Annotated in this window: 7 protein-coding genes and 1 other RNA gene; 2 read left to right on the top strand and 6 right to left on the bottom strand. The window is 49.4% G+C overall.

The window, feature by feature from the left end; translation table 11 throughout:
* Positions 1 to 36: 36 nt before the first annotated feature.
* Complete coding sequence (locus NC796_RS05950) at positions 37 to 999, bottom strand: alpha/beta fold hydrolase (RefSeq protein WP_310682983.1); 963 nt, start codon at positions 997 to 999, stop codon at positions 37 to 39.
* Between the two features lie 1,060 nt (positions 1,000 to 2,059).
* On the opposite strand from NC796_RS05950, the gene NC796_RS05945 reads away from it, so the two are divergent.
* Complete coding sequence (locus tag NC796_RS05945; RefSeq protein ID WP_310682981.1) at positions 2,060 to 2,608, top strand: acyl-CoA thioesterase; 549 nt, start codon at positions 2,060 to 2,062, stop codon at positions 2,606 to 2,608.
* Between the two features lie 200 nt (positions 2,609 to 2,808).
* Here NC796_RS05945 and NC796_RS05940 read toward each other — a convergent pair whose 3' ends face one another.
* On the bottom strand, positions 2,809 to 5,697 hold the full coding sequence (locus NC796_RS05940) for a S8 family serine peptidase (protein ID WP_310682979.1): 2,889 nt from the start codon (positions 5,695 to 5,697) through the stop codon (positions 2,809 to 2,811).
* A 124-nt stretch (positions 5,698 to 5,821) separates the two neighbouring features.
* Here NC796_RS05940 and NC796_RS05935 point away from each other — a divergent pair, with 124 nt between their 5' ends.
* Positions 5,822 to 7,456 carry a Ppx/GppA phosphatase family protein gene (locus tag NC796_RS05935; RefSeq protein WP_310682977.1) on the top strand — a complete coding sequence of 545 codons (1,635 nt, stop codon included), beginning with the start codon at positions 5,822 to 5,824 and terminating at the stop codon, positions 7,454 to 7,456.
* A 794-nt stretch (positions 7,457 to 8,250) separates the two neighbouring features.
* Here the strand turns inward: NC796_RS05935 and NC796_RS05930 are convergent.
* The 4 genes from NC796_RS05930 to NC796_RS05915 form a co-directional block, all read right to left on the bottom strand.
* Positions 8,251 to 9,453: a PQQ-dependent sugar dehydrogenase gene (locus NC796_RS05930; RefSeq protein ID WP_310682975.1), complete on the bottom strand. Its 1,203-nt coding sequence runs from the start codon at positions 9,451 to 9,453 to the stop codon at positions 8,251 to 8,253.
* 119 nt (positions 9,454 to 9,572) lie between these two features.
* Complete coding sequence (gene ggt, locus NC796_RS05925; RefSeq protein WP_310682973.1) at positions 9,573 to 11,306, bottom strand: gamma-glutamyltransferase; 1,734 nt, start codon at positions 11,304 to 11,306, stop codon at positions 9,573 to 9,575.
* Positions 11,307 to 11,465: 159 nt separating this feature from the next.
* Positions 11,466 to 11,565: signal recognition particle sRNA small type (gene ffs / locus NC796_RS05920), an RNA gene on the bottom strand.
* A gap of 109 nt (positions 11,566 to 11,674) precedes the next feature.
* A complete protein-coding gene (locus tag NC796_RS05915) occupies positions 11,675 to 13,861 on the bottom strand; it encodes an adenylate/guanylate cyclase domain-containing protein (protein WP_310682971.1) in 2,187 nt (728 codons plus the stop codon).
* Positions 13,862 to 13,867 lie beyond the last annotated feature (6 nt).

The following is a 13,867-nucleotide window of genomic DNA, read 5'->3' as shown; positions in this document are numbered from 1 at the left end:
GTAGAATTTTGAGTTAACGTGTCTATCGTTTGAAGCTTAAACATCAAATTTTTTAGCAAAAAAGTTCACGATGGTGGAATTTAGCCATCCGGCCGGGCTGCTCCAAAAGCCGACATGGCCTCCCTCATCGGTAATGGCGTGATCAATGTAGCCATTCCCTACTATTTTTTGCAACGGGATCATATCCGGGTGACAGATCGGATCCTGCCTGCTGTGGATCAACAGGGTGGGTTTACATATATCGGCAACATAGTGCTGGCTGGAGCAGGTAGTGTAGTAATCGTCGGCATTGTTAAAGCCGTGCAGCGGGGCTGTTACCTGGTCATCGAACGCATAGATTGTACTTCCTTCAAACTCCGGGAGATCGGGATACTTCTCCCTTTTCTGTTCCAGTTTGCTTTTAAGCGTGCGAATAAAATTAAACTCGTATACCCGGTTGAAACCCTCTGAAATATGTTGTGCTCCAAGGGCCAGGTCGTAAGGGACCGATACTGCCACTGCGGCGGATACAGGATGATCGTTTTGCAACTCTCCAAGCGATTTGAGCAGCGCATTGCCGCCTAGTGAAAAACCCGCCGCCCCGATCGGTACGTCGGGAAACCGCTCCCCGACCCAGCCAAATACCGTAGACAAATCTCCGGTCTCCCCGGAGTGATAAAAGCGTCGCTGACGATTCATTCGTCCACTGCACCCGCGAAAGTTTACTGCAACTACTGAGTATTCCCTTTTGGTCAGGGCTGCAGCCAGTTCCGTTATGTAATATCGTTGCGAAGACCCCTCGAGCCCGTGAAAAAGGACTACAACCGGACGACTGCTTGGGGCTTTGATGATATCGAGGTCCAAAAAGTCCTCGTCGGGCGTGGGGATGGAGATACGCCTGTGATAGGGATTCCCTGCGTTGGTCAACAGGGAGCGCCCGATGGTGTGGAAATGTCCGTTCAGGCACCAGGGGGCAGCGTGAAAGTCAGTAATATCCGGCTGATCTGTTTTCAAAAACATGATGTTTGATTTGAACCGTCAAGTATAGGCCTGTTCCCTTTCTTCATCAAATACATGTTTACTTTTAACAAGTATTTGGTTCGTGGATAGGGAGGATTATTTCCTGACAAATAATTGAGTCGTTTAATATTTTGACAGCACAATTGAGACAGGATCCTTCCCAGGGAAGATTTCTCCCTCACGGTCGAAATGACGACAACAGGGAGAGGCATGATTGTTATTTTCGGCCCGTTTTCTAATAATGATGTCCGTAACCGAAACCCGTCATCTCGAAAGGAGCCTGCGGAATGAGAGATCTTCCTGTGAAAAGGGCACAGGCCGGGAGAAGTACCGCTAACCTAAAATAAGATTTATCCACCGGTTTAATGCTTTTCGTCATGGCTTTCCAAAAAGAGTATTCAGATCGTATCTCATTTTGCGACCCATTTCAAAACAGAGGCCTTTTCAGGGAAGATTTCTCCCTCTCGGTCGAAATGACGGTGAGTTGAGGGAGCTTAGTTGCTGATTACGGCCCGCCTTCCAAGAACAGAACCGTATCCCATAACCAGTCATCTCGAACGCGAGTGAGAGATCTTCCTGTCCAAGGGCAAAATACCCCTTCACTTTAATCAAATCCCCCCATCAGGCTGTTATACCCTTACCACGTACGCCCGACGTACCTTACTGGGTTCGGACGGCATACCCTTTCTACGTACGTCCGGCGTACATTACTTGTCGGTGCCGCGCACATTATTAGGTACGGATGACGAACATTACTTGTCGGGACAACCGACATTACGTGTACAGAGGATGGACGCAGTAAAGATGTCCGCAGAACACAGTCCGAAACGTTTTTCCTTACTATCTGGATCATCACCAGATAGCTATCTTAATCCAATCCAGATTACTATCTGCTTCTGAACCAGATAGTAATCTTAATCGAAAGCAGATAGTAGGGAGATTTTAATTCCGGGATTTGAAATTGGAATATTGGCATACCCGACAGCAAATATGACAACATTCTGAATTCATTTCCTTACCTTCCTACCTAAAATAATGAACACAAGGTATTTCGACACTTATGACCAATCGATTTGACGATACCCCTCCCGTAGAAACCGACAGCAGCAAAAAGACGGTCGCCTCCTCCCGCGTTCGCATGAACGAGCTGGTGATGCCCAACGACACCAATCCTCTGGGCAAGCTGATGGGCGGTATTCTCATGCAGTGGATGGATGTCTGTTCAGCTATTTCAGCCCAGCGCCACTGCAACCGCAACGTGGTTACCGTGGCTGTGGATAGTGTGGAATTCAAAAATGCGATCGATCTGGGTGAGGTGGTCGTGATCGAGGGAGAGGTGACCCGCACGTTTAACACCTCGATGGAGGTGGCTATGCAGGTGTGGGCGGAAAACCTGCGGACCGGGGAGCGGCGGCTCTGCACCACTTCGTTCTACACGTTTGTTGCTGTGGATGCGGACGGGAAACCGGTGCCTGTGCCCAAAATTATCCCGGAGACCGACTTCGAAAAAGAGCGATATGAGCAGGCGGAGGAGCGGCGGGAGATGCGCCTGCATATCTCAAAACAGAATGAGGATGCCCATCGAAGACGGAATCGCGATAAGGAGTGATAAGTAATGAGTGATGAGTGATCCGTGATGCGTAATTCGTAATGGGTGTTGAGTGTGTACGGCGAGATTCACTCGCTAAATAAGCTAAAGCATGATGTAATAGCTGTTTCGTTAGTGCCGCTTATGCTTTTAAACCTTTAACCTCAGACGTTTGATCTTGGGACTTTAGACTTTGGACCTTAGACCTTCACCTTCACTACTTACTTAACCAACACCAGCTTTATTGTTTCTGACCGGGTATCGGTTTGCAGTCGGGCGAAATAGATGCCGCTGCTTAACCTGCTGGCATTTACGTTAAAGATATGGATGCGGGGATCAAGCTGATTGTCTACTATTTCGGCAACTTTTCTGCCCAACACATTGTAGAGCGAGATATTCACATGGCTCTGCTGCGACAGGTCCAGGCGAATACGGGTGGAGCCGTTAAACGGGTTCGGGTAATTTTGGAAGAACTCGGTATCATCCGGTGCGTCATCCGGCAGCACACGACCCTTCTCTGACACCTGAAACGGCTTTTGGCTGCGGGCCTGCTGAATTTGCGAACGAAGCTCATCCGAATCTTCTCCAAACGCATACACAAAACCCACCTTTAGCGTTGCATTTGCCCCTACGGTATATGGACCAGAAGCTATCACGGCCGACACATCCGTTCCTGAAATGTTGGTTTTTGTGGTACCTGCCGTCAGCGACTGCTTTTTTTCAGCATCGGTGTAGCCATCATACAGCCCAAAGTTGAGTCCCTGGCCCGTCGCCGCATTGTCAATAGCAAAGGCGCTCGAAAGCGGTCCCACGCTGGCCACTGCCACTACCGGTTGTGTACTTTCGGAGTCTTGATCATACACATACAGGATGCTGTCCTGCTGGCTGTAGGAGGTACCGTTATTACTGCTCGAAGCCCCGATATCCCAGTCATTGAAAATGCCGGCATAGAGCTCTTCAAATTCAAAATAGCTGTAGGGATTCGTTATTTCGTATAACAGGTACACAACATTCGAAAGGGCGGGATCTTCATAGGCATAAGAGGTCAGTTTTATATCCGCAGACAGGTTATTTACGGTATCTGAAGTAAAATGGGTGGTCCCCAGCAGGTCGGTCTGGGGGCTTTCTTTTTGTAGCCTGAAGGTCGATTGGGGATTAAAATCGCGTGACAGTTCACCATCCTCCGAACGCACGGCATCGTGGAGGGTTCCATTAAACTGCAGCATCAGTCCGCCCTCAAATAACAGGTTTTCACCATCCGTAAACTCTCCGCTTTGGATTTGCTCACGCGGGATAAAGCCGATTCCGCCCTGCTGAGTCAACGGGTCCGTAAAGCCAATGCTCCCATCAGCAGAGATTGACATCTTGACCCTGTTCTCCGCCATCACATCAAAGAGGAGGTCACTATATCGAGCCACGTCAAAATCGATGTAATTGTTTGGAGAATCAGTCCACTCCAGTTGAAAAGCCGGGGTCTGTCTTAAATCGAAATCACTCGAGATCTGGATGGGAACCGTTACCTGCACCGTATCACCGGTGGGTATCGCACCGGGTTGGGCGTTCGGGCTTCCCACTTCAATACCACTGCTGTTCAGGGCGCTGGCAGTCAGGTTAAAAGAAGAAGTCGCCGCCCCGTGGTTTACCAGCGTCACATTGATTTGCCCGGATTCTCCAAAGCTGAGTTTTTCCCCCTCTTGATTCAGAAAGTCAACGTTTGCCACTTCCACGCCCGGAAGCGAGGTGGTCACCGCCCGGTAGGCATCAATTTTGCCACGGCCCAGCAGGATAGTGTTGAGGAGAGGAGCCGAGCTGGCGCGTATTTGTGAAGCAATTCTCCTGCCCGTCCATTCCGGGTGAAGCGAACGTAGCAAAGCTGCCAAACCCGAAACCACTGGGGTTGACATAGAGGTGCCTGATTTCGTGCCATACTGGTTGTTTCCCTCCGTACTTTCAATGCTCGAGCCGGTGGCCAGCACATCGAGTTCAATGCCGAAGTTGCTATATTGTGCAACCGAGTTGGTGCCCGACTCCACTGAACCGACGGCCACCACTTCATCAAAAGCAGCAGGATATATCACCTGGGCTCGTCCTTCATTGCCTGAAGCCCCAAGCACAACTGCCCCCACACTCGCAGCAAAGTCTATTGCATCGCGTTCCGCCTGCGAGAAGCCGGGACCGCCCCAACTGCAGTTGATTATATCGGCACCGTTTTGGGCTGCGTAAACAATACCTTCAAAACCGAACCCGATAACATTCGGACTTTCTGGCACACCTCCTGCCTTTACAGCCATGTACCTGGAATTATAGCCTGTTCCCGCAAGCCCCTCCCCATTATTGGTCTCGGCGGCAGCAATACCGGCTACATGAGTTCCGTGATCATTAACATCCATCATGGGATCGTTATCTTCCATAATACCCTTGGAAGGGGTGCCACTATCCCAGAAATCCCACCCTATCACGTCGTCAATTTTGCCATTATTGTCATCATCTACGCCATTATCGGCGATTTCGTCATCGTTGGTCCACAGCTTGTCATCCAGGTCCGGGTGGTTGTAGTCCACCCCTGTATCGATGATCGCAATAATGACATCAGAAGATCCGGTCGTTTCATCCCATGCTTCCGTAAACCGGTGGAACTCCTCGTACGGATTCTCAATCGGGTCATTCGTTGGAGCGTTCTGCAGAAATCGCAGGTATTTGGGCTCCGCGTATTCCACACCCGGCAACCTGGAGACTTTGGCCGCCAGCCAGGCCGCGTCGACATCAGCCACATAGTGTACCTTGTGAATGCGCTGCAGCTCGTTGGCCGCCTGCGTCGCTTTTCTGTTGTCAATGTTGCGTTGGCTTTTTCTTTTAATGGCCGCAGTTGAACGTTCACTCCAGATTGGTTTGGGGTTGGAAGCACCGAATCTGCTCAAAAACTGCTGGATTTTATTTCTCGGATCGGTTCCCTGCTTCTGCCGGATATTGTTCATCTTCTGTGAATTCTCATACTTAATTACCAGCGTGTGGGGGAGGTAGTGGGGCTTGCTGTTCTGAGCGTTGAGATTGCCGGGAGCAGAGCAGGTAAGCAGAATAATGAAAAGGAGCAGATAAAGATTTTGTTTCATAAAGATCGGCACCTGTTTGCAGATGACAAATAAAGCGAAATTACGAGAGTTAATCTAAGGATAATCTCGCAAAAGCAGTGAAAATTCATATATTAGAAAAAATGCTACTATAACAAAGGGGAAAATGACTGAACACAGTTCCAACGGCACTCCTACGAAACGAATTGCAGCAATTGACCTGGGCACAAACTCCTTTCACGCTGTCATTGTTGATATCTATCCCGACGGCAGTTTTCGAACAGTTGACAAGCTGAAGGAGATGGTAATTTTGGCCGAAAAGGGATTGGGTGATATCTTGTCGGAAGATGCGATGGATCGTGGCCTTGCGGCTCTCAAAAAGATCAAGATTTTATGTGACAACCAGGGCGTTGAAGAGATCCTGGCCTATGCCACCAGTGCCATCAGGGAAGCACGAAATGGCGGTGAGTTTATCCAGCGAATGATTGATGAGGTACAGGTTAAAGCACTGGCGATCTCCGGTAAAATAGAGGCCGAATTAATTGGACACGCCGTTCAGCACGGCATTTCGCTCGATGAAAAGCCGGTGCTCATGGTCGATATCGGGGGCGGTAGCGTTGAGTTTATTATTGCCAACAACAAGGAGTTCTTCTATTCGACCAGTAAAAAAGTGGGGGTGGCGCGGATGGCAGCCCAGTTTGTATCGACTGACCCGATTTCAAAGAAAGAGAAGAAGAAGCTGAGAAATCATTTCAAGCAGGAACTGTCGGAGCTCTTTGAAGCCGCCGAAAAACATGGTATTGATACAATTATCGGTTCCTCTGGCACGATGGAAAATATCGGCCAGATGATTGCGAACCGTAACTCGATCAGCACCAAGATGACCCTGAATGAGCTGCAGTTCTCGTCCAAATCCTACAAGAAATTTTATAAGGATTTTATCAATCGAGACCATGACGATCGGCTTGGGGAAAAAGGACTGGATGACAAACGGGTGGATATTATTGCCCCGGGACTGGTACTGCTCAGGTTGCTGACGAAAAAACTCAATATCCAGGATATAAAGATATCGGAATCGGCCCTGCGTGAAGGTATGATCCTGCAGTACATCAAGAAAGAGAAGGAAAGCCTGAACCTGGACCTGTTGGCTGCCAAGACAGTGGGGCGCAACCCGCGTCGCCGTAGCATATTTGAACTTGTAAGAAAATACCGGTGGCATGAAGATCATTCCACACACGTTACCAACATGGCCCTTCAGCTTTTTGATGAGCTGCAGGAGCAACTAAAGCTGCCGGATGGCGACCGCGAACTGCTGGAATACGCCGGGTATGTGCACGATATCGGTTACTTTATTTCACGCAGAAAGCATCACAAACATACGTTGTACCTAATACGCCATTCCGATTTACGGGGATTTAACAATGAAGAGATCAACATCATAGCGAATGTTGCCCGCTATCATCGTCGATCGACCCCCGCAAGTCGCCACAAATATTACGACCGGCAAAGCAGTGGTGTAAAGGAACGAATACGAAAACTGTCGGGGATCCTGCGCGTGGCGGATGGGCTGGACCGCAGCCACTACCAGAACGTGCAGAAGCTGGAAATGGAAGTTAAGGATGGGAAAACGCATTTCTATATTACGACCGAAAGCGACCCCGAGCTGGAGATCTGGGGGGCGATGCGAAAGCGCCAACTTTTTGAAGAGATCACCGGCCGACCGCTTGAAATCTATCCCAAAGAGCAGGGCGAAGTAGTGGATATCGAACAGCCGGACCCGTTCCCGGAGTATAAATCGTAGAAACAGGTAGCCTAATTTTTGGTAACACCAAATATATCCTCACTTTGGGGTCGTCATCTCGACCACATTGGAGATGTATTCGTCGAATGGGTTAAAGCCTTGCAACCCAAAAGATCTTTCATTCCGCAAACTCCATCTAATTGGGGCATCTCCACGAGGGCTTTAACCAGTTATGTCCCAATGGTTTAAAAGAGTAACACTGTGAATGAAATGCAAGGGTATTCGGCGAAGGTGTCCATTTCCGGTGCATCTGAACCACGCGATTAACTGGGTCTCCATCCTGAAGCCATTTCACGGGAAGGATTGTTCATTTTTTCAGTGACGAAAAAACGAACCAAAAAAGGTCACCAGAAAATCCCAGATATTGTTCTGACCTGCTGTAAAACGAAACGTGATTTGGAACATTATTGATCGTTGTAATCAGCGGCTGCAAGGATTTTCTGGACTTGGGGGGGGGGGATTGCCAGTAGCATCTGAATTTATCCTTCTCTTCTTCGGCCTATGGATTTATGAGCCGTCCCGGGCAAACGCAGTGGAGGCGTGAAGAAAGAAATCTGCTCCATATTTACTAAAAAGCAGGAGATGATTAAACCTCGTAGATTAGAAGAGTTAAAAAAAATGTGAACATCTGGATTTCTTTTAGCCGGAGTGAGTGCCGCCAGGCGAATAAATCCTCAGACGGCGATTTTTTTCGTTTATTTTTTGATCGTTCAAAAAATGAACACCTGACCACGACAGTAAGGATCCAACCATTGAAGTCATCTATCCAGAAGATGGTACCTCTTTGAGGCTGTTCAGGACTCCTGCTCCAGCTTGTGAATCTTACCGTCGAAGCCGCAGATGTAGAGCTCGTTATCCTGGTCCACCCCAAAAGAGGAGATGCCAAAGTCTGCCCTTAGAAGCAGGGAATTAACCGGGTTGCCCATATCCGAAAAATCGAGCGCCCAGATGCGACCTGAAACATAATCGGCATAAATATACATTCCTTCCAGCTCAGAGAGTGTTGGGCCACGATAGACAAAACCGCCCGTCACAGATCTGTCGCCATTGCTTTGGGAGTAGTCAATGATCGGCAGTTCCAGCCCGGACTGGTCGCATCCGCTTGAGGGATCAAAACAGTGATTTCCTTCCATCGTATTCCATCCATAATTTCCACCATTTTCCACGACGTCGATCTCTTCGTACGCATTTTGTCCCACATCCCCGGTCCAAAGCTGCCCGTTGTTGGCATCAAAACTGAAGCGCCACGGATTCCGCAATCCGTAAGCATAAATCTCTTCCCGGTATCCCTGGTCGTTGCCGGCAAACGGGTTGTCCGAAGGAATAGCATAGTTGTTTCCGTCTGACTGGTTGTCTACATCGATGCGGAGAATGTTCCCCAGCAGTGTAGAGCGATTCTGCCCATTTTCTTGGGGATCCCCACCTGAACCACCATCACCGACCGCAATGTAGAGGTAGCCATCCGGGCCAAACGAAACCTGCCCGCCATTGTGATTGCTATACGGCTGGGAAAAAGACAGAATCCCGACTTCACTGTTCGGATCGGCTTCGTTGGGATTATCCGAAGAAACCTGGAAGCGAGAAACGATCGTCACATCAGGATTGGAAGCCGTATAGTTGACATAAAAGTAGCCATTGTTGGCAAAGTCGGGGTGAAACGCCAGTCCCAGGAGTCCCTCTTCATTGCCCCGGTCCTCTACCTGGTCTTCAATATCAAGGAACGTTGTTTTGGAGGAGACAGAGGCGTCATTCTCAAAGACAGATATCACACCCCGTTGTTCCACGACAAAAAGCCGGTTACTTCCGTCTCCTGGATGTTGCAGGTCTACTGGACGGGCAAACGAGAGTTCTGGAAAGGCTTCCACGACTTGGTACGAGCCGTTCTGGCCATTATCACCATCAGGGCCGGTAGATTCATCCGATTCTGCACAGGCTATAAAAAATATAATCAGTAAAAAGGCACTAGAAAGGTGTAAAGGGTATTTAAGGATACTCATGGCTGTCAGGTATTATGGGGATTCAGGGTATAAACGATTGTTAATGTACGAGTTATTCGTTGTTTTTTTCTAAAAAGAAATGATTCGGTTTTGGAAAAATGGCATCTCTCATCAAATAATCAATATCCTGCTGCGTGCCCATCTTTCCGGGATTCAGAGGCGCCGTAGTACACGCCGTTTTCCGAGTCATACATGATCGCCTGGTAGCCACCATATCCACCGGTGCTGTATTCAACGTCATGTCCCCGAAGCATCAGCCCGCGGATAAGATCCCACGGATAGCCCGACTCCAGGTTCACGGTACCGCCATCCTGCAGAACCTTGTCAGCTGCGTCGGTGGGCTGGGTGGACCCCGAGTGGCGCCAGCGGGCGGCATCCCCGGCCTCCTGCGCATTCATCCCAAAGTCGATGATGTTGGTGAGAATCTGCACATGCCCCTGCGGCTGCATGCCACCGCCCATCACGCCAAAGCTCATGAACGGCTCCCCGTCTTTCATCACAAAAGCGGGAATAATGGTATGAAACGGTCGTTTGCCTGCCTCATATACGTTGGCATGGTCCGGATCCATTGAAAAGAGCTCTCCGCGGTCCTGGAATACAAACCCGGTGCCCGGAACCACGATGCCGGAGCCCATGCCCCGGTAATTACTCTGAATAAGCGATACCATATTGCCGACCGAATCGGCGGTCGTCAGGTAGATCGTGTCGCCGTCCTCCAGCACGCTCATGCCCGGCTCCACGGTGTTGGCCGAATTCTCATTAATTTGCTCACGGCGCTGGGTGGCATATTCCTCCGAGACAAGCTTTGAAACAGGGATATCCTCAAACGCGGGATCGGCATAAAACTTGGCTCGATCTTCAAACGCCAGCTTCTTGGCCTCCATCATATAGTGGAGGGCCTCTTCGCTGCCGTAGCCCATCGACTGCAGGTCATAGCCCTCCAGGATCTGCAGCATCTGCAGGGCAGCGATTCCTTGTCCGTTGGGCGGTAGTTCGTAGACATCATAACCGCGGTAATTCACCGATACCGGTTCCACCCATGTTGAAGTGTGCTCTTCAAAATCTCTCTTGCGAAGGAAACCACCATTTTCTCGCATAAACTGGTCGATCCTGTCGGCGATCTCACCTTCATAAAAGGCATCGCGTCCATTTTTAGCCAGAGTACTCAGCGTAGTTGCCAACGTAGGTCGTTTCATGATCTCTCCTTTGGCAGGTCCGCGCCCGTTGATTGTCATTTCTTCTTTAAAGCCTCCGGGACTGTCGCTGTGGATACGGGCCCCGATATCCCAGTAAAAGGCGATGAGCTCGCTTACAGGGAAGCCTTCCTCAGCATATTCAATAGCTGGTTGTAGAATTCTGTTCATCGGCATGGATCCCAGCTTGTCATGCATCTGGAACCAGCCGTCGACGGTACCGGGGACAGATATTGGCAAGAATCCATAGGGCGGTATCGATTCGCGGTCTCGTTTCTCCAGCTCTTGTTTCATCTGTTCGTAGCTGAGTCCGAGGGGTGAGCGTCCGCTGGCGTTCAGACCATACAGGCGCTGGTCTTCAGCCGACCAGATAATGGCAAAAAGATCGCCCCCTATTCCGTTGCCGGTCGGCTCCATCACGCCGAGGGCAGCATTGGTGGCAATGGCGGCGTCAATAGCATTTCCACCTTTTTTAAGGATATCCAGCCCCACCTGCACGGCCAGCGGCTGACTGGTGGCAACCATGCCATGCTCCCCTATCACTTCTGATCGGGTGGCAAACGGCTTGCCGGTCAGGCGGTCAGGTTGTGCACTGGCGATGGAGGAAAGCATAATTAACAGAACAAAAAATAATGAAGAGCGCATAGCTGACGATTTCATAATCAGTATCCTTTTAATTGAAGAGCATTAAAAACAATACTAAATATGATACAGTAATGATGTAAAAAGTTTTTTTGGGAAGAGATCAGCCTTTTATCAAGCTCAGGTTCAAATAGGCTGGAAATATCTGGCTGAGGAAGGAAGTATTGAAATAAAAAGAGAGGACAGACGACCTACATCACACCGCTACGACCTCCTACCGCTGCTACCTTCCGGTTCTGACGGAGTTCAGAGGGAGCTGGCTGCGTAGGGCCTGCCCTCGAAGTCCAAATATACAGGTTATTGTGGATGGAATGCAAAGTAGATTTGGAGATTATTTTTTTCTTCAAAGGTGCGACGCACTTTCCAAAGTGCGTCGCACCTTTGGGTTACTTAGACTCCATCACATAAACGCCATTCCACGACTCACCCGGTGGACTCTGGGCCATCTCTTTACAGCGCTTGAGATACACAAGGGAAGGATTCGTTTTTATGTATTCATTTTCTGCAGGTTTGTTGGGCTCAAGTTTTGCCGATCGCTCAAATAATGCAATAGCTTGTCCCCAGTTTTGTTCGAGATATGCGTCCATACCCTTTTCAAATAGTTCAACACAGTCGAATGCCGATTGGGGAAGGTGCTCTTTAAGTCCTACAATCTCATACACATTTACCGGTTGTGTTCGTCCCACCACCACAATGCGATCCAGGTATCGAAAAAAGCATCGGTCGCCGTACTTTTGAGCTTCACGTTTCGTTTCTTCGGTGACCATGGTATATACCCCATACGATTTTGCCCCGCTTTCGCAGCGTGCCGCCAGGTTTACATTATCCCCCATCATCGTGTAGTTAAACCGACGTGTTGAGCCCATATTTCCTGTCAACATGGTCCCGGTGTTGATACCGATCCGGTTGCGCATGTGGTGAACAATCTCGGGCCACTTGTCACCTTCATTTCTCCATTTTTCGCGGAGCTCCTCCAGGCGGAGCTGCATCAGTTGAGAGGCAACACAGGCTTGGTAGGCGTGATCTTTCTGCCGCAAAGGAGCACCAAAAAAGGACACGATAGCATCCCCGATATACTTATCGAGTGTACCACCCTGGTCGGTGATGATGTCGGTCATGGCCGAGAGGTATTCGTTGATAAGCTCTACAAGCTGTTTCGGCTCCAGCTTTTCGGAAAAGGCGGAAAACGATTGGATATCGCTGAAAAAGGCGGTGATGTAGACCTCATCTCCCCCCAGCTGTGGTTCTTGTCCCGACTCGATCATCTGTTCTACCAGTGTAGGCGACACATAGGAGGAAAACATGCCCCGAATGCGCTGCTTTTCGCGCTGTTCCCTGAGGTAGTCGTAACTGCTGGTTCCCACGTACCCGATCAGTGTGGCAAGTATGGGTCCGGTATATTCGATGATGTAGCTGAACTTTAGGAACTCAAAGAGGGTCAGGCCTGTGATAAAAATGACTTGAAAGATGAAAAAGGCAAATCCCCAGGCGGCCCCGAAATATCGCGTGGCCAACACAATAATGGTGGCAAAAAAGAGGAGCAATAGCAGATTTACCCATTGGCTGGCATGATAGACATACTGCCCACTCAATATCGTAAACAGGGCATTCGCATGGGTTTCATATCCAGGGCGATTCCCCGATTCGGCGAACGGGGTGGCATGAAAGTCGTGGAGCTCCTCCATGGTAGCGCCAACCAGCACAATTTTGTCTTTAAACACCTCATTTTTCAGCAAGCCAAAGTCGGGGTCGGAAAATGAGTTGAACTGGAATTCGGGGTCCTCCGAGTTCAGTAGCACCGTTGAATCGTCTATTACGGTCTCGAAAGAGTATTCCGGGAATCGCCCGCGTCCTCCAACATAGTTGATCGTCATGGTGTTGGCGCTGTATTTGGGGATCGTATATTTCCCAAACTGGAAATGGCGATTATCTTCCCGAATATCTACGCTATCCCAGTCGTGGTATTGTTTGAGCACTTCAAGGGCAAAAGACAGGTGTCGCTGTTCCTGGTATTCACGTGAAAGGAGATATTTTCGCACCGCATCGTCCCGGTCACGGAAGACGGTAACCAAGCCGTAGGAGTTGGGATTGGCGTTACTAAGAATTTGATTCGGTTCCACAAGAGAACGGGTGGTGGAACCGGTGCCGCCGCCCCTGTTTGCAGTCGTAATTTTATAATCTCCTGCCAGTACAACATTTTTGTGCTTTCTGAGCTGTTGGGCGAAAAGCGAATCATTACGGGGATCGGTGGAGATTTTGTCAAAAATGACATCGATGCCTATAGCCCTTGCACCGGCCTTGTTTAGGTTCTCGATTAGTTTTCCATAAAGTTGCGTTGGCCAGGGATATTTGTAAGGGATCTCCTCGTCCGCTTGTTGGCTGATGGAAACCATGGCTATCGATGAATCGGGCATGGGCAAGGGGCCGCGAACTTTGAATAGCTGATCTGTAATTTTAAGCTCAAGTACACGGAATGGACCGCTGTAGGAGATGAAGATGGCACTCGCACAGGTGAATAGAATAATGGCAGGCAGGATCCACCATCTGTTCTTTTTGTTTCCTGGTTTGGCCATAGTCCC

It is taken from the genome of Aliifodinibius sp. S!AR15-10, assembly GCF_031569985.1.
Taxonomy (GTDB): domain Bacteria; phylum Bacteroidota; class Rhodothermia; order Balneolales; family Balneolaceae; genus JAMQKA01.
Note: the sequence above shows the minus strand (reverse complement) of the source record. Positions and strands in the feature narration are given on the sequence as shown.